The 20,763-nt window shown below is 54.9% G+C and carries 19 protein-coding genes; 11 read left to right on the top strand and 8 right to left on the bottom strand.

From position 1 onward, the window contains the following. The first annotated feature begins 161 nt into the window (after window positions 1–161). The 3 genes from ACUN8H_RS01040 (at window position 162) to ACUN8H_RS01030 (ending at window position 2,515) form a co-directional block, all read left to right on the top strand. Window positions 162–446, top strand: a complete 285-nt coding sequence (locus ACUN8H_RS01040; protein ID WP_445530346.1) for a putative hemolysin — start codon at window positions 162–164, stop codon at window positions 444–446. Window positions 447–487: 41 nt separating this feature from the next. Continuing rightward, window positions 488–1,486, top strand: coding sequence for a GlxA family transcriptional regulator (locus ACUN8H_RS01035; protein WP_445530345.1), 999 nt, complete (start codon window positions 488–490; stop codon window positions 1,484–1,486). Between the two features lie 75 nt (window positions 1,487–1,561). Next, window positions 1,562–2,515, top strand: coding sequence for an ABC transporter substrate-binding protein (locus ACUN8H_RS01030; protein WP_445530344.1), 954 nt, complete (start codon window positions 1,562–1,564; stop codon window positions 2,513–2,515). A 34-nt stretch (window positions 2,516–2,549) separates the two neighbouring features. On the opposite strand, the gene ACUN8H_RS01025 is transcribed toward ACUN8H_RS01030, so the two are convergent. From ACUN8H_RS01025 to ACUN8H_RS01010, 4 genes are read right to left on the bottom strand one after another with little or no spacing between them, the layout of a single operon-like run. Then, a complete protein-coding gene (locus ACUN8H_RS01025; protein ID WP_445530343.1) occupies window positions 2,550–3,371 on the bottom strand; it encodes an alpha/beta hydrolase in 822 nt (273 codons plus the stop codon). A 15-nt stretch (window positions 3,372–3,386) separates the two neighbouring features. Then, window positions 3,387–3,842: a thioesterase family protein gene (locus ACUN8H_RS01020; protein ID WP_445530342.1), complete on the bottom strand. Its 456-nt coding sequence runs from the start codon at window positions 3,840–3,842 to the stop codon at window positions 3,387–3,389. Beyond that, on the bottom strand, window positions 3,842–4,795 hold the full coding sequence (locus ACUN8H_RS01015) for an L-carnitine dehydrogenase (RefSeq protein ID WP_445530341.1): 954 nt from the start codon (window positions 4,793–4,795) through the stop codon (window positions 3,842–3,844). Before ACUN8H_RS01015 ends, ACUN8H_RS01020 begins: the two co-directional genes overlap by 1 nt. Next, window positions 4,792–5,712, bottom strand: coding sequence for a 3-keto-5-aminohexanoate cleavage protein (locus tag ACUN8H_RS01010; protein ID WP_445530340.1), 921 nt, complete (start codon window positions 5,710–5,712; stop codon window positions 4,792–4,794). Before ACUN8H_RS01010 ends, ACUN8H_RS01015 begins: the two co-directional genes overlap by 4 nt. Before the next feature lie 275 nt (window positions 5,713–5,987). Here ACUN8H_RS01010 and ACUN8H_RS01005 point away from each other — a divergent pair, with 275 nt between their 5' ends. Together ACUN8H_RS01005 and ACUN8H_RS01000 are read left to right on the top strand one after the other, a co-directional pair. Beyond that, window positions 5,988–7,265, top strand: coding sequence for a PQQ-dependent sugar dehydrogenase (locus tag ACUN8H_RS01005; protein WP_445530339.1), 1,278 nt, complete (start codon window positions 5,988–5,990; stop codon window positions 7,263–7,265). A gap of 89 nt (window positions 7,266–7,354) precedes the next feature. Beyond that, the gene (locus ACUN8H_RS01000) at window positions 7,355–7,672 is read left to right on the top strand and encodes a c-type cytochrome (protein WP_445530338.1); all 318 of its coding nucleotides are present in this window, start codon (window positions 7,355–7,357) and stop codon (window positions 7,670–7,672) included. A 69-nt stretch (window positions 7,673–7,741) separates the two neighbouring features. Here ACUN8H_RS01000 and ACUN8H_RS00995 read toward each other — a convergent pair whose 3' ends face one another. The 4 genes from ACUN8H_RS00995 to ACUN8H_RS00980 are packed head-to-tail and all read right to left on the bottom strand — an operon-like array spanning window position 7,742 to window position 13,648. Beyond that, on the bottom strand, window positions 7,742–8,902 hold the full coding sequence (locus ACUN8H_RS00995; protein ID WP_445530337.1) for a lipocalin-like domain-containing protein: 1,161 nt from the start codon (window positions 8,900–8,902) through the stop codon (window positions 7,742–7,744). Then, window positions 8,899–11,379, bottom strand: coding sequence for an FtsX-like permease family protein (locus ACUN8H_RS00990; RefSeq protein WP_445530336.1), 2,481 nt, complete (start codon window positions 11,377–11,379; stop codon window positions 8,899–8,901). Before ACUN8H_RS00990 ends, ACUN8H_RS00995 begins: the two co-directional genes overlap by 4 nt. Continuing rightward, on the bottom strand, window positions 11,376–12,041 hold the full coding sequence (locus tag ACUN8H_RS00985; RefSeq protein ID WP_445530335.1) for an ABC transporter ATP-binding protein: 666 nt from the start codon (window positions 12,039–12,041) through the stop codon (window positions 11,376–11,378). Before ACUN8H_RS00985 ends, ACUN8H_RS00990 begins: the two co-directional genes overlap by 4 nt. 47 nt (window positions 12,042–12,088) lie before the next feature. Next, complete coding sequence (locus ACUN8H_RS00980) at window positions 12,089–13,648, bottom strand: sensor domain-containing diguanylate cyclase (RefSeq protein WP_445530334.1); 1,560 nt, start codon at window positions 13,646–13,648, stop codon at window positions 12,089–12,091. Window positions 13,649–14,729: 1,081 nt separating this feature from the next. Here ACUN8H_RS00980 and ACUN8H_RS00975 point away from each other — a divergent pair. From ACUN8H_RS00975 to ACUN8H_RS00950, 6 genes are all read left to right on the top strand, one after another. Continuing rightward, window positions 14,730–15,485, top strand: coding sequence for a GntR family transcriptional regulator (locus ACUN8H_RS00975; protein ID WP_445530333.1), 756 nt, complete (start codon window positions 14,730–14,732; stop codon window positions 15,483–15,485). Continuing rightward, window positions 15,482–16,693 (top strand): D-mannonate dehydratase ManD, encoded by a 1,212-nt coding sequence (gene manD, locus ACUN8H_RS00970; RefSeq protein ID WP_445530332.1) that lies wholly within the window; start codon window positions 15,482–15,484, stop codon window positions 16,691–16,693. Before ACUN8H_RS00975 ends, manD begins: the two co-directional genes overlap by 4 nt. A 14-nt stretch (window positions 16,694–16,707) precedes the next feature. After that, window positions 16,708–17,730, top strand: coding sequence for a Zn-dependent oxidoreductase (locus ACUN8H_RS00965; RefSeq protein WP_445530331.1), 1,023 nt, complete (start codon window positions 16,708–16,710; stop codon window positions 17,728–17,730). 85 nt (window positions 17,731–17,815) lie between these two features. Beyond that, window positions 17,816–18,784 (top strand): TRAP transporter substrate-binding protein, encoded by a 969-nt coding sequence (locus ACUN8H_RS00960; RefSeq protein ID WP_445530330.1) that lies wholly within the window; start codon window positions 17,816–17,818, stop codon window positions 18,782–18,784. Window positions 18,785–18,898: 114 nt separating this feature from the next. Next, window positions 18,899–19,477, top strand: a complete 579-nt coding sequence (locus tag ACUN8H_RS00955) for a TRAP transporter small permease (protein ID WP_445530329.1) — start codon at window positions 18,899–18,901, stop codon at window positions 19,475–19,477. A gap of 2 nt (window positions 19,478–19,479) precedes the next feature. Further along, complete coding sequence (locus tag ACUN8H_RS00950; protein WP_445530328.1) at window positions 19,480–20,760, top strand: TRAP transporter large permease; 1,281 nt, start codon at window positions 19,480–19,482, stop codon at window positions 20,758–20,760. Window positions 20,761–20,763 lie beyond the last annotated feature (3 nt).

Below are 20,763 nucleotides of genomic sequence, written 5' to 3'. Positions count from 1 at the left end.
ACTTTTATCCTAGCTGACATTGCCGACCTCGGCAACCGTCATCCGGTGTTCAAGCCTATGGCTGAGCTCGGTAGGGGGTGAGTCGCCTCGGTAAAGTAGCCACCGTGACCTTACACCACTAAGCTAAACACCAATGTGCCGTTAATCATTAGGAGGCTGTTATGCCGTTAAGTTCAACGCGACGCGTAACCGCGATGAGATCGATAGGGCAGAGCTTGTGCCTATTCGCCGTTTTATTGGTAGTGGCGGGGTGTGCCACGCAAAAGAGCGGCGAGCACTCTCAAAACCAGATGACCCAACTCGCCGCTGAGTATTGTGAAAGTGTGGGGGGTGAAACCGAAGTACAAGAAACGAGCTTAGGTACCGGGCGTTATTGCCACTTGCCTGATGGCCGGGTCGAAAATCAATGGCAGCTTTACCGTACTGAACGTCTCGACAATGACTAGTGTGTTTTGGATTTCCTTTAATTTCGACTTTGAGTACTGCGATGCGTCTTAATTACCAAGGCCCGCTCCCGGAAATGGTGGGCTTTTTATTGCTACCGCAGTATTCGATGATGGCTTTTTTTGCTGCTGTGGAACCTTTGCGGATAGCGAATCGCATTGCAAGCCGCCCGTTGTTCGATTGGACCCTGATTAGTACTGATGGGGAACCGGTGACGGCGTCTAACGGCATGACGCTGATAGCAGACCAGGCAACGTCAGAGGTACATCATTTACCTTCGCTAGCGGTATGCAGTGGCTTTACGCCGGAAGCACATCTGAGCCGGCCGCTAATGGCTTGGCTTCATCAGTTGGATCAGTCGGGCTGTTGCCTGGGTGGGATCGATACAGGCGCTTTTTTGCTCGCGGCGACCGGCCTGTTAAAGCACGAGCGAGTGGCGCTGCATTGGGAGAGTCTGCCTGCCTTTCGTGAGCGCTTTCCAGGTATTGAAACCACCGATGAACTGTATGCGCTGGGCGATCGGCGTTTCTCTTGTGCGGGCGGGGCAGCGGCCATGGATATGTCGCTGGAAGTGATTGCACGGCGCCATGGCGCAAAATTGGCCATCGATGTTTCCGAGCAACTTATCCATGACCGTATCCGCACCCGTAGCGACCAGCAACGTATGGCATTGGTAAAACGCCTGGGGACGCATAACCGGCGAGTTGTGGAGGCGGTGGCGCTAATGGAGCAGAACTTGGAAGAGCCGCTTGCGCTTGAGGACGTTGCCAGCCGGGTTGAGGTGTCGGCTCGCCAGCTACAGCGCTTATTCGAACAAGAGTTGGATGTCACCCCGCGCCAGTGGTATCTGCAGCTGCGCATTAAGCGTGCCCGGCGGTTGCTGGCCGAAACAGATTTGGCGGTACTCGCGGTAGGCTTAGCCTGCGGGTTTAGCTCGTCATCGAGCTTTGCGCGTTCTTTTCGTATGCATTATGGATATTCACCCCGGCAAGTGCGGGAAAAAGCGAAGAAGGCGGCAGTGGAGTCGCCTAATGTTGGGTAAGCGTCGCATAGTGACTAGTAGTAGAGAGGCAGCCGCGCATACTGACTAAACCCAGCTAATAAGAGGTTCTCTGCTATGTCTTTTCCTACCAAGTCCTTTCCTTCAAAGTCGCTGTCGCTAAAAGCAGGCTTTTTACTTTCTGCGTTGGCTGCCACGCCTGCCATGGCGGAGCTTGATGAGCTGCGCTTTGGTGTCCCGCCTTGGCCTGGTGTCACGGTTAAGTCAGAAGTGGCTGCTCAACTGTTGGAGACGATGGGTTACGAAACGCGTCAACAAGATTTGGCCGTGAGCGTGATTCTGGAAGGCTTGTCGCGTAACGATCTGGAAATCTATTTAGGCGGCTGGTATCCGGTACAGACTGATATGGTGGAGCCATTGGTTGCCGACGGGAAAGTAGAAAAAGTGGTTTCCAATATCAGTGGCGCCAATTCCGGTTTGGTAGTTCCTCAGTACGTTTACGATGCCGGTGTCACCACAGTGGCTGAATTGGCCGCCCATTACGATCAGTTCGACGGTGAAATCCAGGGCATAGAAGCGGGTACCGGGATCAATGAGGCGATACTAAACGCTATCGACAATGACTTGGCGGGCCTGGGCGACTGGCAACTGCGCGAAAGTTCGACCTCGGCTATGCTTGCTCAGGCGGAGCAGAAAATGGCTGACGAGGAGTGGGTAACGTTTGTCGGTTGGGAACCTCACTGGATGAACGTAAGCTTCGATTTAGCCTACTTAGCAGATAGCGATGACGCGGGTGTGGCCTCTATTGAAAGCACGGTTTGGACCATTACCCCTGCTAGCCTGGCTAAGGAAGCCCCGCAAGCGCACCGCTTTCTATCCCAATACGTCGTAACCATTGAAGACCAGAACGAATGGGTGCACGAATACAGCTATGAAGAGCGCCCTGCTGATGAAGTGGCCCAAGAGTGGATTGGGAACAACTTAGATACCGTTGCCGAGTGGCTGAAAGGTGTTGAAACCCGCGAGGGTGAATCTGCGATTGAGCAGGTACGGGCTCAGTTCGGCGCTTAATCGGCCGTTAACGTAGACCCCACGACAAAGCGCCTTATGGTTTAAGGCGCTTTTTTAGTGCCTGACAAAATGCCTGCCACGCGCTTCCCATCTCGGCTAATTGAAATTGAGCATGAAGGGCGCCATGCACCATCTGCGGTGCGCAGCGATAGCCTATCGAGGTACCTTTAAGGCGCCAGTCTGCCACCGCGGCTTCGATTGGGTACGTCAAAGGGTCGTGCTCTACGGTGAGTATTTCGATACACGAGGCCGGTGGGTAGCGGTCTCGCTCAGTAGCGATGATCGCCGGGCATTGCGCCCGAATACTCAATATATCGCTACGTGACAGCAGCGGTGCATCCTTCCCCAGGCACGCCAAGGACAGCTCGCCGACCGGCGGATAGATCAACCCCAGTGGCGGCGCTCCTCTCAACGGGTGGGCAAGGTCAATGGCTAATCGACCGCCCGCACTATCACCTACCAGGGCGCTCGGCTGGATGGCATCTAAGACCGTACGGCACTCTGCCAGCATGACGGGGTAATCTACTTCTGGCGCAAGCCGGTAGTTCACGCTGACCACTTCGTGATTGAGTGCCCAGGCCAAGCTGGCGGCGGTGCCATGGTGGCTATCGACGGAGCCAATCGTAAAGCCTCCCCCATGGATAAACAGTATGGCGCCAGGCGTGGATGAGTGAGGAATAAAACGGCGCACGCTGACGCTTTCTATCACGCTATCTTCAACCCGCATGCCGTCTGGGTCGGGTGGGGTGAAGGTGCGGCAAAGTTTATCGTAGGCGCGCCGTGCTTGAGGTAATGGCATGTCTGCCATTACCTCAAGCACGGCGCCAAAGCGCTGAATAAACGCCTCTACGTTCATCGCGTGGGCTCCCTGTTAACGACGAATGCCGATAGTGCGGCCAGCCAACTCCGGCCAGGCATCACGGTCTGCGCTAGGGAGATCAGCGATACGCTGTGTGACCGCTTCGGGGAAGGGGCTTGGTCGGCCTGATGCTTGCTTCATGCCCATCAGCATCTGTTCGCTGGTGGCCAGCAGGTTGGCCTCGTCATCGAACATGGCGAAAAACACGTGCAGCCGTTTGGCATCGCTATCGAGCAGGGTTAGATCAATAGTGAGCGGCTGGTCTTGATGCGCTTCACGCCGATAGCAGAGATGCGTTTCCAGGGTATAGATCGTGTAGCCGTAGTGTTCACGGCCCGCTTCATCCAAGCCTATTTGATCAATCAGCGCTTCACAGGCCTGGGAAAAGACGCGGGCATACGCCGCGTCGTTCATGTGTCCGTTGTAGTCGACCCAGTCAGCAGCGACCTGGGTTTCCAGAATGATCATTAAATACGCCCCTTTAAGCCTTCGGCTTCCGGCCAGTACTTCTGCACTACCTCCATCAGCTCGACTAAAAAGTCATCCCTGCGGCGATCCAGCGTCGCGACCGAGCGGCCAGCCGCTTGGTGTTCGCAGCCTTCGACCACTTTGTCGATCAACTCATCGGTCAGCTCGGGGGCTTCCAGCTTGGTCCAGGGCAGTTTTAAGGCGGGGCCAAACTGCTCCAGCATGTGGCGCATGCCGGGTTCGCCACCGGCGAGGTGGAAGGTGAGGAAAGTGCCCATCAGCGACCAGCGCAACCCGCAGCCGTAAACAACGGCGGCATCGATCTCTTCGGTGGTGGCCACGCCATCGTTGACCAAGTGCAGGGCTTCACGCCACAGCGCTTCCATCAAGCGGTCGGCGATATGGCCTTCAATCTCACGGCGAACCACCAGCGGGCGCATGGCGAGCGATTGATACAGCCCTTGGGCACTTTCGATCTGCGTGGGCTGGGTGGCCTCACCGCCCACCAGCTCGACCAAGGGGAGCAGGTACACCGGGTTGAAAGGATGGGCGACGATCACGCGGCCAGGTGCTGTTTGGCACTGCTGCTGTAGGTCGGTGGGTTTGAAGCCGGAGGTAGACGAGCCGATGATCACTTCCGGTGCGGCAGCCGCATCAATGGAGGCCAGGATCTCTTGCTTAAGGGGCAGGCGCTCGGGCACGTTTTCCTGAATCAGGTCAGCACCAGCCACGGCTTTTTCAATCGTATCCGCAAAGGTTAACCGCCGAGGGCTAGCATTGGGTGCCAAGCCGAGCTGGGTTAGCGAGGTCCAAGCATTGTCGATAAACGATTGGGTGCGCGCTGGCGCGTTGGGATCCGGGTCGAAAGCGACGACGTCCCACCCTTGGGCGAGGGCGCGGGCGATCCAACCGTTGCCAATCACACCGGTACCAATAACGGCTAAGCGGCTCATGCTTCACCTCCTGCTGTGTTACCCATGATACGTCCGGTCACCGGGTCGCGTAGTTTGAGATGCGCGCGGGTTTCTGCGGGTGTCATGACGCGAGCGCCGAGGTTTTCGATAATGGTGGACGCTTTTTCGATCAGTTGGCCGTTATTGGCCAGCACGCCTTTTTCCAGAAACAGATTGTCTTCCAGGCCGACTCGGGCATGGCCGCCCAGCAGCACCGCTTGCGCCACCATCGGCATTTGATGGCGGCCAATGCCGAAGGCGGCCCAGTTGGCGTTGGCAGGTAATTTGTTACGCATGGCCAGCATCGTTTCGGTGTCCGCTTCGGCGCCCCAGGGGATGCCCAGGCAGAGCTGATAGAGCGGGTCGCCATCGATCAAGCCCTCTTGCTGAAGCTGACGGGCAAACCAGACGTGGCCCAGGTCAAAGCACTCGAGCTCCGGCTTAACGCCAGCGGCTTGAACGAGGCGGGCGTGTTCGCGCAGCCAATCCGCAGGGTTGACGTAGACCATGTCGCCAAAGTTGAGGCTGCCACAATCCAGCGTACACAGTTCGGGAAGCAGCTCTCCCACCGGGGCATGTCGTTCGGCGGGCGTTTGAATATCGGTGCCGGGGCCGCCGCGGGTGGGGTCTTGTGCATCAGGTATCCAGTCGCCACCGCCACCCGCGGTGATGTTCATGACGATATCCACATCCGCTTCGCGAACCCGCTCCATTACCTCACGGAACTGCTCGGTGGAGTGGCTGATGCCGCCGTTTTTCGGGTCACGAACGTGAATATGCGCGATGCTGGCCCCGGCGTGAGCCGCTTCGATGCAAGACGCCGCGATGGCTTTGGGGGTGACGGGAACGTTGGGATTTTTGGCGGTGGTGTCACCGGCGCCAGTGACGGCACAGGTAAGAATGACATTGCGATTCATGGCGCGCTCTCTAATAAAGATTTATTCGCTTACTAGTGTGTCGCGGTGAGCAGAGAATAGTTGTCGTAATGCGTCACTCACTATACATAAATGGCGATTTTTGGCGTGTGGGGCGCTCATCACTACGTTTTAAGCCCTCGGACTGCTTGCCTGGGATATTTTGATCGAGCACTCACTGAGAAGACGTATTGACCGCTTTGATTGCCGATCTAAACTCAATAAGTGCGTGCAAGGTTAACAACAATTACAAACAACGTATGGAAGGAGTGCTTGCCATGTACCCGAAACCCACACTGCGACCGCTAGGTGCAGCTATCGCCGCGGCGGTCATCACCGGTTTGCCTGCAGTCACGATTGCCGCTGGCCCTGAACTTAGCCAAACCGAGGTGTTGTCTGGCCTTGAAAACCCTTGGGATATGGCATTTTTGCCAGATGGCACGATGTTTTTCACCGAACGCTGCCGTGGCCTATCGGTGCGCCTCCCCGATGGCGATGTTCAACATCTGCTAGGCATGGAAGGCACCGATGCGTATGCCACTACCGCCGATGATCTTGTCTGCCAGGGGCAGGCGGGAATGAACGGTGTGGCGATCGATCCAGATTTTGATGAAAACCGCACGATCTATGTGTACTCGGCGTCCAACATGGCTGAGCCGCGCACCAATCGCGTGCTACGCATGACGGTCAACAGCGATTTTGATGCGGTCGCCGATCGCACGGACATCGTCGATGACATTCCCTATAAACCTGAAGCCACCGACCACCCCTTTGGTGATGCTGGCGCCCATAATGGCGGACGAATCCGTTTCAGCCCGGAAGATGGCTATCTCTACGTGACCACTGGCGATAACCATAACAGCGAGATTCCTCAGTCGCCGGACCGTTTAGGGGGCAAGGTGCTGCGCATTGATCGTGATGGCAATGCTGCTGAAGGTAACGAGCCGCCAGAAGGGTTTGATCCGCGCATCTATACCTACGGCCACCGCAACGTTCAGGGCATTACCTTCCACCCAGACACCGGCCAGCCAATCGTGACCGAACATGGCCCCTGGCATTCCGATGAGATCAATGCGCTGGTCAATGGCGGCAATAGCGGCTGGGACCCGCGCCCCAACATGGCGGGTCGTGGCGATTGCCCCGATGACTACTGCGGTTATGAACCCAATCAGGGCGAAGGAATGGACCCTAAGGAGCGGGCGGCCTATATGCCGGTAACCGATACTGAAACCTACCCCAATGCCATGAAACCCGCCTGGGGTAACGATGGGCTTTCCCAAGGCATCTCCTCTGCTGAGTTTCTAACCGGCGAGCAGTGGGGGGAGTGGAATGGTCGCCTGATCGTTGGCTTTTTGGGGATTGGCTTTGGCGGAACCCCTGTTGGGCAGCGCATCAACGTTATGGATATTGCGGAGGACGGCCTGTCAGTTAACGACATTACCGAAATGTCCCCACCCATGGGGGCGGCACGTTTCCGCTCGATAGTACTTGGGCCGGACGGCGACCTGTATACCGCCGTTGATCAAGGCAGCATTTACCGCATCACACCGGAATGAGCCATTGGCAGCCACGCTGAGCGATAACAGTGCGGCTGCTCTCTTGACGCCGTATTGGTTCAAGCGCCATTGATAGAGAACAGGCCATTATGAAGAGATCATGCTTTTTCGTTGTTGCGATTGCACTGACGGTGGGGTCGGCGAGTGGGCAGGCTGCCGATAAGGCCGCTGGAGAATCGATGTACGCCGATGCCTGCGCCCAATGCCACGGCCCCACCAGAAAGGGGATGGCCAGCTTTCCATCATTAACGGGCCGGAGTGTGGACTACCTCACCTCTCGGCTTGAAACGTATCGCGCCGGCGAGCGGGTTGGTTCCAACTCCTCGCTGATGATTCCCAATGCTGCCGATTTATCGGACGACGACATTGCCAATCTGGCTGCTTATATCGCCGATGATACCGAGTAAAAATACGGGCTTTTGGCAGGCACTGCCTGCCTCCATTGAGCCATCCATGCTGTTGTTAACCCCGGTTTGTTAATAGCCGGTCATTTCCAGGTAGCTCTCGCCAATTGATTCGCCGCTGGCGTGGTCGTTGACCACCACTTCGCCCTCCCAGTAGGGCACGCTGGTGGTCATCCAACGATTGGCGTAGGGCGCTTCGACGTTGACATCTACGTTAACTGACGGCACCTCCAGACGCCAGCGGGTAGGAATATCCCGCCCGGCCACTACGGAGGTGGCTAGCGGTGTCATGGTTATATCCGTGTTGGTCAGTGATGTAGTTTGGCCTTGGGGCGTTATCCAGGAGCCGGAGCGATAGTCGCTTCCTTCCTCGCCGTCACCGCCGCCGCGTAGTTGAAACGCCATCAGCTTGTGACCGTCATCAAGGTGAATCGAGAACCAGTCCCAGCCGGATTGGCGGGCGTCCAATAGTTGGCTGCTCCACTCACGATCCAGCCAACCGCGCCCGCTGACCGTTTTGGTCTCGCCGTGAAGGGTGACTTCGCCGGTTATCTGCCAGAAGGGTTGGCTGTAATACATTGAGCCTTGGCCATTGGCGGCTTTCTGGCTGAAGCCCTGTCTGCCATGCAGCACCAGCGGTCCTTCGGCAGAAAGCGATAGCGAATAGCCAAAACGCTCAGTGCCTTCTCCGCTGTAGGCACTGAGCGTCAGGTGGCTGAAATCGGGGCTAGCCGCTTTTTCGTTGGCTTTTAGCTGCCAGTCATCCAGCCAGGCATGAAAAGGGCTAGCGGTGGCGCCTGCCTGGCTTTGCTGGGGAGTGATCGCTTCTGCCTGTGAATGGCTGCGCCCGAAACGTTCGGCCACTTGGTGCTGCTCGCCTTGGGAAACCGCCATATGCGCCATCCAGAGCTGGTCGGCGGCCCAAGGCGTAGGGGTAGGGCGCTCGCTGGGTGGCATCAGCGCTTGGCGAAAGAGCGTCCACTGCAGGCCCAGTGGCTCACCGTCGGTATCTTGCAGATTAGCGGTTAAATACCACCACTCGATACGGTAATCCGGGTGGGCGGCGTGATCCGTTGGGAACGCCAGCACTTGGTTGGGCTCAGCATGTTGAAAGCCATCGGCGTTCTGGCCCAAACCGGCGAAGCCAGCGTTACTCGTCGTAGGCTGATCCTCAGGGCCACAGCCGCTTAGGTTCAGGGCTGTGATGAGTATTAGCAGTCTAATTAGGCTCATTGGTTGGCCTCTTCGGCCAGAAGTGTGCGCGGCGAGGTCCGCCAGAAGCGCAGCGCTGGCAGTGCTGCCGAAAGGAGTGCCACAGTGACCGTGGTCGCCAGCGTAACGGCCATTTCACTGGGGAACAGATAGAGCGGTAATCGCCAGCCGAAGGCGGCTACGTTGATGATGGCGACCAAGCCCCAGGTAATGGCAATGCCCAGCGGAATTGCCAGTAAGCCAGTCATCAAGGCCGCGCCCCCCAGCTGTGCCAAGCTGAGTTGGGCAAGCTTAGAGCGAGAAATACCCAGCGCCCAAAGCGGTGCCAACTGTTGGCGCCGGCTGCGGGCCTGGGCGAGTAGGCTGGCCAGCAAAGCCAGTGCGGCGACCACAAGGGTCAATACATTAAGTGCGCGGGTAATTGTAAAGGTTCGCTCAAAAACCTCGGTGGCGACACGTTTGATCTCGCGCTGGTCGCTAAGCGCATCGCGGCTTAGCTTAAAACGTGCGCTAAGGGCGCTGCGCAGCGCTTCTACATCGGCGTTATCATGCAGCACTACGCCCATCGAGCCAGGCGGCGCATCAAATCGCCTGGCAAGCTGGGGCGATGCCATAAGCACCTGACCACTGGGATTGCCATAGTCGGGGTAGACGGCTGCGATAAGCAGTGTGGCATTGGCACCTGGGGCATCAATGGTTAGCTGGTCGCCAGGGGAAAGGTTCTCAGCAGTAGCGAGTTGCTCGTTAACGAACACAGCCTCTTTTTCAAAGGCTGCCCAAGCAGCATGACGCCCTTGCTGGGTTGCCAGCAAGGGCCAGTGCGGCGTTAATGACTCGCCTGGGGTAATGCCGTAGAGCTCGGTAGGGGTGCCGAGTGAACGGCTGCCTTCGGGAGTGGTAATTCGCGCTAAGGTAGCATCGCTACGACGGGTAAGTAGGCGTTCTGCCACCTCTGGCCGCCCAGCCAGCCAAGCATCAATTGCTTCATATTGCTCGGCGGGTGCGTTTACATAGAGCGGGGCGACAAGGCGTTGATCAAGCCAGTCCAAAAAAGTGAGACGAAAGCCGCCGACCATACTGCCGACGCCCAAGTTGGTGGCGAGCGCGATGAGTAGTGCCATCATGGCGAGCGAAAGTTTAGGCAACTGAAGCTGCATATCCGCCACTGCCCAGTGAATCAGCGGTCGCCGTCGGGTGAGGTGTATCAGCGCTTTTAGCACCAAGGCTAGCAAGGGTGGCAGCCATAGCGCGCTGGCGAGAAGTAACGAGGCAATTAACCCAAAGCCTGCTGCTAAGCCATTCCCTGGGGGCTGAAAGCGTAACCAAAGATACAGCGCTAGCGAAACGCCCATCGCGACTGCGCCACCGATGCCCATGAAGGTTAACTGCTGCCGATACCCGCTGCGCCAAGCCTGTAGCTGCCCTAACGCCAGCAGGTTTAAGCGTGCCGCCCGCCACAGCACACTGCTGCCTGCCAGCAACAGTCCGCCGAGGCTGACCGTGAGCCCGCCTAGCCAGTAATGCCAGGGTAAGCTAAGTTCTCTGCCGACCCCCGCACCATAGAGTGAGCCCAGGGTGGCAGCGACATCAGGGAGTAGCAGGCGTGCTAGCCATACGCCACTGGCAATGCCCGCCAGCGCACCGATCAGGCCGATGACAATGAGTTCTACGCTGAGTGCCAGCACCAGACTGCGCCCTGAAACCCCCAGCACCCGCAGCGTACGCAGCATACCCAAACGCTGTTCCAAGGCGAGGCCCAGGGCAGCTTGAACTATCAATAGCCCTACCACCCAGGCAAGGAGCCCTAAGGCCGTCAGGTTTAAATGAAAACTTTCGGTTAGTTGGCCGGGGGAGGCGAGGCTACTGGCGCGGGTGAGTGTTAGCCCGGCAGGCGCATCAGCGAGTGAACCGGGAGCGGCCACGAGTCGCGTTATCGCTTCACCGCTCTCCAGAAGGCGTGCGGCGGCGGCAATATCCATTATTAGCGTGTCTGGCGGTAGTGCTGGCACCAGCACGTGCGGCGGTAGCGTTTTGCCATTAGCTAACTCGGGAGTGGTCGTTAATGTGTCGGGTGCTACGCGCGTTTGCCAAGGCGGTGTTAGAAAATCAGTCAATGCCCCTGCGGAGTCTGCTTCGGCCAGCGCGTTATCGCTGGGCAGGGTCAGCGGATCAATGCCGATCAGCGTTAACCGGGTACCATCCTGAAGAACGATTTCCCCTTCTAACATAGGAGAAACGGGTAAGCCTGCCTGACGTAAGGCGTAGTAATTGGCTTGCGTGAAGGGAGTACCATCGCGTCTCTCAAGTTGGTCCAACTGAGTGGTAAACAGTGCATCGGCACGGGCATAGCTATCGCGCGCCGTGGCATTGATTGCCTGAATACCGCTCCACAAGGCGCTGGCCACCCAAAGGCCGAGCAGCAGCATGGCTAGCTGGCCGGGGTGACGACGGTAATGGGTGAGAAGCGTGGCCAGTACTGTGGGCAGCGCTTTGATCATAGCGCCACGCTTACTAATTGGCCGTGACGCAGGCGCAGGCAGCGATCAAGCGGTGCCGCCACTTGCGGGCTATGGGTGACCACCAGTAATGCGCACTGGGTTTCGTGAACAAGGCTCACGAGCAGTTCAAGCACTTCGCCCGCGGTGATTTCATCTAAATTACCCGTGGGCTCATCCGCTAGCAGCAGGGGCGGGCGCGGCGCCAGGGCGCGGCCAATCGCCAAACGCTGCTGCTGCCCACCGGAAAGCTGTTCAGGGTAACGTTTTTCTAGGCCTTCAAGCCCCAGCCGTTGGATCAGATAGGTGGACCACTCGGCAGTTTCACGGTTGGCTAGGCGCGCTTGCAGGCGCAGATTATCGATCACCGTGAGGCTAGGCACTAAATGAAACTGCTGGAACACTAAGCCCAATGATTCACGACGAAGTTTAGCGCGTGCGGGTTCCGCTAGTGAGGCGACGTTATTCCCTGCAAGAGTGATGCGGCCTGTATCGGGGAGGTCTAATCCGGCCGCCAAATGTAATAGGGTAGATTTGCCACTTCCCGATTCGCCCATCAAGGCCATGCTTTGGCCCGACCCTAGTCGAAAAGAGACATTATCGAGTACGTTTAACCACCCTTGAGGCGTCTTGTAGGTTTTGTGTACCTGATGAAGTTCCAACATAAGCTGCTCTTTTGGTGATGCAGCGCGCTAAATGCAACGCCCACGGGCTAGTCATCGATAGGTGTCATCGGTGTGCTGCGCTCGCCGTAAACAGCTATTCCGCCACGCCCAGTTCGTTTGATGAAGTACATGCATTTATCGGCCGCATCAATAAGTTCATCGGCGTTGGCAAACCCTCCATCATCTGAGCAGGCTATCCCTATAGAAACCGATACATGAATGGGATATTGCCCATCGCTGGCCATAGGCGTTTTTTCAAGCCGTTGAATAATTCTCCTAGCGAATACATGGGCGGCTTTGGCGTTTTCATCCGGCAAGATTATCAGAAACTCTTCACCACCCCACCGTCCTGCTAAATCTCCCTCACGAATTAATGCCTGTAGCGTTTTGCCAAATTTTTCGAGCACTTGATCGCCCATTTGATGCCCGTACTGATCATTTAATTTTTTGAAGTGATCAAGATCGATGAATACCACTGACATTATGTGCGCCTGTTCTTGGCATAAAACAAAGCGTTTTTGCATTTGTTCCTCAAGCCAAGAGCGATTAGCAAGGCCGGTTAACGTATCTGTTCGCGAACGCTCTTCCAATTTATCCTGTCGCTGGCGTAAAGATGCGAGCTCAGCCTGTTGAACATCAAGACGTGCATTAAGCTGTAGCGTTTGACGAAATAGCAGTTGCTGAGCCTCAGCTAACAGGGATTCATTGTCCTGCATTGGTGGGGCTGCCATTTGCAACATGTCGGCTAGCGCTGGTAACTGTTCCTGGATATTTTCTAATAAAAGGCGTAGGGAAATTGAGTGAGCATTCTGATAAGTTTCAAACTCTCTAATGACCGTTACCAGAGATTGTGCGGGATGTGACGATAGCCAAGCATCGGCAATAGGGCCAGAAAGCTGTATGCAGAGCATATCTGGAACAGCGATGTCGTATTCGCGGTGGCTGTCCCCAATTCGCTGAGTGAGCGGGGTAGGAACTCCCCACTTGGCGGCAATCCAAGCGCCAACTTGAGAGTGGTCACAGCCAAAAAGCCGCTCTTCTGATTCAGTTAGCTGCCGATGGGATAGGGCATCTTCATTATATAAATTGCTAATTTCTGATGGATAGGTGGCCCTTAGCGCCATAATGCCAATATCTTGAAGTAGAGCTGCCGTAAATACTGCCCCTGACATATGAGGACACAGGTGAATAGCAAGGTGGCGTGCGGCCAATGAGGCGATGATAGAGCGCATCCATACATGTTGATAGTGTGTATCGACACCTCTATTTTGCAGCAGGCTAAAACTCATCACCGCTGCCAGCGTGGCGTCCAAGCCTAAACGTGCGGTCGCTTCCTGACAGGCATGCACTTTGGTATGGGTGCGTGAAAAAAAAGCGCTATTAGCGAGCGTAATGATACGCATGGTCAAGGCAGGATCACGCTCAATAGCATTGGCGTAGTCGTTAACCGAAGGATTTTCAGTGCGCGCTAATTTTAAAATTTCCACAGCAACAGCGGGAAGCGTCGGCAGGTCTGGGCATTTGAGTAGATCAGCAACCAAAAATGTAGGCAATTCAGTCGTCAAGACTAAGTCCTTTGAATTGTCGTTTGTCTGAATTACCTGCATTACTCTCTCCTAGGCTCGTATTAACCAGCATCAACACAGCCTTGAGCCTTACCTGGCACTTACTAAGCAGTGGTGATCTTATTCAGTCGTCTGTATCAAGTCATCATAACGCAGCAAGGCTATGAAAGGGATACGTATCAAGCTATCGGCTTCGTCACTGCTTTTCTTAGTCTGCATGCCTACATACGTGAAAAAAACGCTATTTTTCGACTCACCAGCGAAGTTAACATTTCGTTCTTCTTTGTGCTTAGTTTATATCCTATAATTTTCTAGGTAATGGTTATCGAACTGAAGGCATTAAAACTATTTGATTAAAGCTATTTTATTAGTTTTTTATTTAATTATATTTTTGTTTTTGTGAAAAAATGTTTTGTATAGGAAGTCAGTGGATTTGAAGCGGATGAACTTATAAAAGAGCTTCATCGTTTGGCTCGACACCGAGGTATGCTGCCAAAAAAATTTACCGAGACATGTGGGAAACATTACGGGAAAGCCCGGCTTGCCAAGGCTATGCCTAGAAGCGTCGTATCAATGACGAACACTAATAGGTTCATGCGAACATGGCGACGATGGTATAAAAAGGAGGATTTCAAGAGTACGCCTCTTTACGCTCATGTGCAGGGGAAGAGAGAACCCGGTATTTTGAAAATATGTATCGTCAAATGCGTGAGAGAAAGTGCCCTTACTATGTTAAAAGAGGTCAATTAAAAAAACGGGATTTATTGGGCAAGTTGTCCAGTTTTAAGTTGGTAGTATACGTGCGCGCCCATGAGTAAGGTGAGGTGGCATGCAAGTTAGCTGGGCAATAGCTGTGCCCGACAGGACTACTCAGGCAAGCGAGAGTGATTTTGGGAGGGGCAAGCCAATCTCTCTGATTACTGTTAGTACCACTACCCCGCGTGATCCCCTGTCAGCGTTTTGATAACCTCTCTTCTACAACTCTGTTCTAAAAACCCGTGCGGCGAGGCATCGACTAAAGGCTAAGCATGTTAGTCTTTTTTTATTGCCTGTCTACTACCATACTAGTCATATCAGTTCCTGTCGCTAAACGTTACGGGCAACTCTATTAGGATCAGGTGCAATGCAGACGACATTACAAACGCTATGGCAGGAAACCCACGAAGGGGAGTCGGTTCGCCAACGGCTATTTCATGTGCTGAGGCAGTCGATTATTCAGATGGTGCTGGCGCCTGGTCAGGCGCTGTCGGAAAAGGAGCTTGCCGACACATTTTCGGTGAGCCGACAGCCGGTGCGTGAAGCTTTTATCAGGCTATCTGAGGCTGGGCTGGTAGAGGTGAAACCTCAACGCGGCACCTATGTGGTCAAGATATCCCAGCAGGCGGTGCTCGAGGCGCGTTTTGTACGTGAAGCAGTTGAAGTTGCCATTGTAAGGCTGGCCGCTGAAAAAGGCCTTGAGCCAACAGTGCTAACCGATTTGCACGATCTGTTGGCCCGCCAGCGTCGCTGTATTGAACCGAATGACAACGATCGATTTTACCGTCTTGATGAAGCCTTCCACCGCACGCTTTCCCTAGGGGTTAAACAGCACGCCGCCTGGAAAGTCATCGAGGAAGTTCGTGCGCAGCTTGACCGGGTGCGCTACCTGAGTGTGCCCCATAGCACTCCGCTGGAACGGCTTGTGGATCAGCATGCCAGTATCGTTGCTGCCATTGAGGCACGAGACACTCAGCAAGCTGAAGAAGCGATGGCGCTGCATTTGCGTGAAATTTTGGTCTCTATGCCCGACCTAGTCCGTCGTTTCCCCGCGATGTTTGAAGGAAAAACAGCATTTGAAGAACAACAAAGCCCAGCCCTGAAGCAGGAGAGTATCCAATGAAAATTGAGCAGGCTTACACCATTGTGACCTCGCCGGGGCGCAATTTTGTGACACTGAAAATTGTGACCGATCAAGGCGAGTACGGCATTGGTGATGCGACGCTCAATGGGCGCGAAATGGCCGTTGTGGCTTACCTAGAGGAGCACGTTATCCCGGCATTAATCGGTCGTGACCCTCAGCGTATCGAAGATATCTGGCACTACCTTTACCGCGGCGCTTACTGGCGTCGTGGCCCCGTGACCATGAGTGCGATTGCTGCCGTTGATATGGCGCTTTGGGATATCAAAGCAAAGCTCGCGGGTATGCCGCTGTATCAATTGTTAGGGGGTAAGAGCCGTGATCGAGTGATGGTGTATGGCCATGCGACGGGACGCGATATTGACGCGTGCCTGGAAGAAGTCGCTCGCCATGTGGCTGAAGGCTATAAAGCGGTGCGCGTTCAAGCTGGCGTGCCCGGTATTGCGAGTATTTATGGCGTCGCCAAAAAGGATGGCGAGCCTTATGAGCCTGCCGATGCGGATTTGCCCGCCGAGCACGTGTGGAGTACCAGTAAATACTTAAACCATGTGCCTAAACTATTTGCCGCCGTACGTGAGCGCTTTGGTGATGACTTGCACGTGCTACACGATGTTCATCACCGACTGACGCCCATTGAAGCTGCTCGCTTAGGTAAAGAAGTGGAGCCCTATCATCTCTTTTGGCTCGAGGACTGCGTCCCGGCAGAAAACCAGGAGGCGTTTGGACTTATCCGCCAGCACACCACGACACCGCTGGCCGTAGGTGAAGTCTTTAACAGTCTATATGACGCCAAAGCGTTGATTGAAAATCAGTGGATCGACTATATCCGCGCCACTCTGACGCATGCTGGCGGCATTACCCATATGCGTCGCATTGCTGATTTAGCGGGCCTTTATCATGTGCGTACTGGCTTCCACGGGCCGACGGATCTTTCGCCGGTTTGCCTGGGCGCGGCGATTCACTTTGACACTTGGGTGCCTAATTTCGGTATTCAGGAATATATGCCGCATACCCGCGCCACTGATGAGGTCTTCCCCCACGACTATCGCTTTGAGGATGGCCATTTCATCGTTGGTGAAAAGGCGGGGCACGGTGTGGATATCGATGAGCAGTTAGCCAAGCAATACCCCTATAAGCGCGCCAGCCTGCCGGTGAACCGGTTAGAAGACGGCACCTTGTGGCACTGGTAAAGGAGGCCATCTAGATGAAAGCATTTCAGGTAAAGGCGCCCCATGACTATCAAATCATGGAAATTGAGCCGCCCAAGGTGGCCGCTGGTGAAGCGTTGGTACGCGTCGCATTTGCCGGTATCTGCGGCTCGGATATGCACATTATCCATGGCGACAACGCCTTTGTGCGTTTTCCTCGCATTACTGGCCATGAGTTCGCCGGGGTAGTGGAAGCGGTAGGAGAGGGCGTGACGGACGTAGTCGTCGGATCTCGCGTGTGTGTTGATCCGGTTATTAGCTGCGGCAACTGCTATCCATGCCGCATTGGCCGTCCCAACGTGTGCAGTTCGCTTGAAGTGATCGGCGTGCATCGCGATGGTGGTTTTGAAGAGTTGGTTGTTGTCCCCGCGGCTAACGTACATCAGCTACCTGATCATATCGGACTAGACGCTGCTGCCTTGGTTGAGCCATACACCATTGCCGCCAACGTGCTTGATCGTATGCAGCCGCACCCGGGTGACCGACTCATGATTCTGGGTGCCGGTGTTATTGGTCTTACGATCCTGCAGATGGCCCTGGCCAAGGGTATCGAAGAGGTCATCGTCACTGACGTTATTAATGAGCGATTAGCGGCGGCAAAACAGCTTGGGGCAACGCAGGTATTGAATAGCCGCGAGCAGGATGTGGAAAAAGAGGTGCTTGCCTTAACCCAAGGGGAAGGCGTACCGCTAATTGCCGATGCGGCCTGCGTCCCAGCGCTGTTACCGCAAATGCTGCGTTTAGCGTCGCCAGCAGGGCGCATTGGTCTACTGGGCTTTAGCGTTCAGCCCAGCGAGCTGGTGCAGTTAGAGGTGATTAAGAAAGAGCTGACCTTGGTAGGGTCACGACTTAACAACCGTAAGTTTCCGGAGGTGCTAAAGCTAATGGCAAGTGGGCAGCTGGACCCGTTGGCGTTAGTCAGCCATCGGTTGCCGCTAAGCGACATGCCCAGCGCCATCAATATGCTTGATCACCGACCAGAAGAGGCCCGCAAGGTGCTGATTCAAATCAGTGCTTGAGAAGGCTAAACCAACCCATGCCAACCCATGCGCAATTAATGGCTGCAATTAACAATTAACAACACCCGTATGCAGGAGAAAGATAATGATCAAACGACTTATCACCAGCGCCGTTCTTGGGGCCGCCATGCTAGGCAGTCACTCACTAATGGCCGCCGATTTTACTCTGCGTTTTGGCCATTTAGCCAATGAGCAGAACATTTGGCACCAAGCTGCCGAGAAATTCAAAGAGGAGGTCGAAGCAAACTCTGATGGGCAGATCGAGGTGCGTCTCTATCCCAGCGAGCAGCTGGGTAATGAGATGGACGTGATCAACAGTATTCAGCTGGGCACGGCGGATATGACTATTACCGGTGAGAGCTTACAGAACTGGGCACCTAAAGCCGCGATGATGGCAGTACCTTACGCCTTTCGTGACTCTGAGCACCTCCATGCGGCGGTGAATGGCGATATCGGTGCTGAGATCGAGGCGCAAATTACCGAGCGTACTAACCTGGTTCCCTTGGCGTGGTTTGAGCGTGGCCCTCGTGAGCTGACGTCCAATCGTCCCATTCGCACGCCAGAAGAGCTGGATGGGTTACGTCTGCGCGTACCTAACGTGCCGCTCTTCGTTGATACCTGGCAGGCGATGGGGGCACGACCCACCCCAATGGCATTTAGCGAAGTGTTCACCGCACTTCAGCAAAACACCCTGGAAGGGCAAGAAAACCCGCTTAGTCTGATCGAAAGCGCCAGCTTCAATGAGGTGCAGGACTACGTCAACATGACCGGCCATGTGCGCAGCTGGATCTACGTGGTGATTGGGCGTAACCAGTTAGAAAATATGCCGGAAGAGCTTCAGCAGGTGGTGCGAGACGCTGCTCAAACGATGCAGACGTATCAAGCCGAGCTTTTCGTTGATGACCATGCACGTCTTGAGCAAGCGCTACAGGAGCGTGGCATGGAGTTTGTGGAAGTCGATGTCGATGCTTTCGCAGAGAAAGCTCGACCTGCCGTGCTTGAGGCCTTAACCGAAGAGCAGCGTGAACTCTTTGACGCTATCCAGGGATTGTAATGTCGCTGGCAAGGTCGCGGTTAAAGTACTGGTAGTGAACTGGTAATGAAGATGGGCTGGCATATGTCAGTCCATTTTCTGAGGCACAAGCTGCTTGCCCATGAGGATACGGTTATGAACTCGGATCAAGAAGCGCTTGAACAGGAAGCGTTGGAGAGTCTGGCTTCAATGTCGGCGGTGCCGAAAATAAAAGGCCCAATCGGGCGCATGATTGGCTGGGTGGATAAGTGCTTTCTGACCTTGGCCGTGGTCGCGCTGGTGGCGATTGCTGCAACGGTGCTGCTGCAAATTTGTTCAAGGCTATTTTTGCCATTTTCGATAGCCTGGACCGAAGAACTCTCGCGCTATCTATTTATTTATATGGTGGCCCTATCTGTTGGTGTGGTGCTGCGACAGAACAGAAACATCAGCGTTGAGCTTTTCCATCATCTGTTAGGGCCGCGCATGCAGGCAGCCTTTCAAGTATTGATCTGTGCGTTGATTGGTCTGTTTGCCTTATTGGTGCTGCCTTACGCTTGGCAGTATGCGCAGAACGGCGCTTGGCAAACCTCGCCAACGCTGCATGTTCCCATGCTGTATATCTTTTTTTCAACGGTAGTCACCTTTGCACTTCTTCTGGTTTACAGCTTGCTGGGGTGTCTTGAGGGAATTATCGCAATGTGTCGCTCCTCTGCCTCCCTTCAGGAATCGTAAGCATGGAAGTTATTATTCTCTTTAGTGTTTTCTTGGTTTTGCTCTTGGTGGGAATGCCCATTGCGTTTGCGTTGGGGCTAGCCTCGCTCTCTTATCTAGTGCTTGAAGGCATTTCATTAACCATTGTGCCGCAGCGCATGTATGCGGGTATCGACACCTTCGTGCTGCTGTGTATTCCCGGCTTTGTATTGGCTGGCAATTTAATGAACGTAGGCAATATTACGGATCATATTGTGCGTTTCTCCAACGCTTTGTTAGGCCACATTCGCGGCGGTCTTGGCTTGGCCAATGTGGCCGGGTCGATGATTTTCGGTGGTATCTCCGGTACGGCGGTTGCCGATTCCGCCAGCATCGGTTCGGTGATGATTCCCGGTATGGCGCGCTCGGGTTACGACAAGCCGTTTGCAGCGGCCGTTACCGCCGCCTCCTCAACCGTTGGGCCGATCATACCGCCCAGCGTGCCGATGATTATCGCCGGTTCGCTTAGCGGTATTTCAGTCGGGCGGATGTTTCTGGCAGGGGCAGTGCCTGGGCTTCTAATGGGCCTTGCCATGATGATTACGGTGTATATCTTGGCCGTTCGGCGTGGCTATCCCAAAGAGCAACGGGTACCTTTTTTGCAGCTATTGCGCGAAGCCAAAACGGCCTTCTGGGCACTGCTAATGACCGTGATTATTCTCTACGGCATCATTGGCGGCTTCTTTACCCCTACCGAAGCGTCGATTGTGGCTTGCCTCTATGCGTTGGTCGTCGGTATGTACGTCTATAAAGGCCTGACATGGAAAAAGCTGCCGGCGATTTTGTCGGATACGGTATTAACCTCTTCAGCACTACTGCTGATGGTAGGGTTGGCTAACCTGTTTGGCTGGATACTCACCAGTGAGCAGATCCCGCAGATGATCGCTGCGCTTATTCTCTCCATTAGCGATAACCCGCTGATTGTTTTACTTATCCTTAATCTGATTCTTTTATTTGTCGGTGCTTTTATGGAGACCATTGCCGCACTGATTATTCTTTTCCCAGCCTTGGTGGGCGTAGCGACTGGTGTGGGTGTCGATCCGGTCCACTTTGCAGTAATCGCGGTATTGAACCTGATGATTGGGCTGACAACACCGCCGGTGGGGGTGTGCCTCTTCGTGGTGGCGGGGATTGGCAAACTGCCCATGTTGACAGTGGCGCGAGCCATCGTGCCCTTTTTGCTATGCAACTTGGCGGTGCTATTGTTGGTGACCTATGTCCCGGCGATTTCGCTTTGGCTGCCTAACTTGCTGATGGGAGAGTAATTA

The organism is Vreelandella sp. V005, from assembly GCF_052645115.1.
The sequence above is the reverse complement of the archived record's forward strand: the minus strand, read 5'-3'. Positions and strand labels throughout refer to the sequence as shown.

Bases quoted from the DNA above. Each gene is read 5' to 3' on its own strand.
- ACUN8H_RS01040 (WP_445530346.1), top strand. From the start codon at position 162: ATGCCGTTAAGTTCAACGCGACGCGTAACCGCGATGAGATCGATAGGG.
- ACUN8H_RS01035 (WP_445530345.1), top strand. From the start codon at position 488: ATGCGTCTTAATTACCAAGGCCCGCTCCCGGAAATGGTGGGCTTTTTA.
- ACUN8H_RS01030 (WP_445530344.1), top strand. From the start codon at position 1,562: ATGTCTTTTCCTACCAAGTCCTTTCCTTCAAAGTCGCTGTCGCTAAAA.
- ACUN8H_RS01025 (WP_445530343.1), bottom strand. From the start codon at position 3,371: ATGAACGTAGAGGCGTTTATTCAGCGCTTTGGCGCCGTGCTTGAGGTA.
- ACUN8H_RS01020 (WP_445530342.1), bottom strand. From the start codon at position 3,842: ATGATCATTCTGGAAACCCAGGTCGCTGCTGACTGGGTCGACTACAAC.
- ACUN8H_RS01015 (WP_445530341.1), bottom strand. From the start codon at position 4,795: ATGAGCCGCTTAGCCGTTATTGGTACCGGTGTGATTGGCAACGGTTGG.
- ACUN8H_RS01010 (WP_445530340.1), bottom strand. From the start codon at position 5,712: ATGAATCGCAATGTCATTCTTACCTGTGCCGTCACTGGCGCCGGTGAC.
- ACUN8H_RS01005 (WP_445530339.1), top strand. From the start codon at position 5,988: ATGTACCCGAAACCCACACTGCGACCGCTAGGTGCAGCTATCGCCGCG.
- ACUN8H_RS01000 (WP_445530338.1), top strand. From the start codon at position 7,355: ATGAAGAGATCATGCTTTTTCGTTGTTGCGATTGCACTGACGGTGGGG.
- ACUN8H_RS00995 (WP_445530337.1), bottom strand. From the start codon at position 8,902: ATGAGCCTAATTAGACTGCTAATACTCATCACAGCCCTGAACCTAAGC.
- ACUN8H_RS00990 (WP_445530336.1), bottom strand. From the start codon at position 11,379: ATGATCAAAGCGCTGCCCACAGTACTGGCCACGCTTCTCACCCATTAC.
- ACUN8H_RS00985 (WP_445530335.1), bottom strand. From the start codon at position 12,041: ATGTTGGAACTTCATCAGGTACACAAAACCTACAAGACGCCTCAAGGG.
- ACUN8H_RS00980 (WP_445530334.1), bottom strand. From the start codon at position 13,648: ATGCAGGTAATTCAGACAAACGACAATTCAAAGGACTTAGTCTTGACG.
- ACUN8H_RS00975 (WP_445530333.1), top strand. From the start codon at position 14,730: ATGCAGACGACATTACAAACGCTATGGCAGGAAACCCACGAAGGGGAG.
- manD (WP_445530332.1), top strand. From the start codon at position 15,482: ATGAAAATTGAGCAGGCTTACACCATTGTGACCTCGCCGGGGCGCAAT.
- ACUN8H_RS00965 (WP_445530331.1), top strand. From the start codon at position 16,708: ATGAAAGCATTTCAGGTAAAGGCGCCCCATGACTATCAAATCATGGAA.
- ACUN8H_RS00960 (WP_445530330.1), top strand. From the start codon at position 17,816: ATGATCAAACGACTTATCACCAGCGCCGTTCTTGGGGCCGCCATGCTA.
- ACUN8H_RS00955 (WP_445530329.1), top strand. From the start codon at position 18,899: ATGAACTCGGATCAAGAAGCGCTTGAACAGGAAGCGTTGGAGAGTCTG.
- ACUN8H_RS00950 (WP_445530328.1), top strand. From the start codon at position 19,480: ATGGAAGTTATTATTCTCTTTAGTGTTTTCTTGGTTTTGCTCTTGGTG.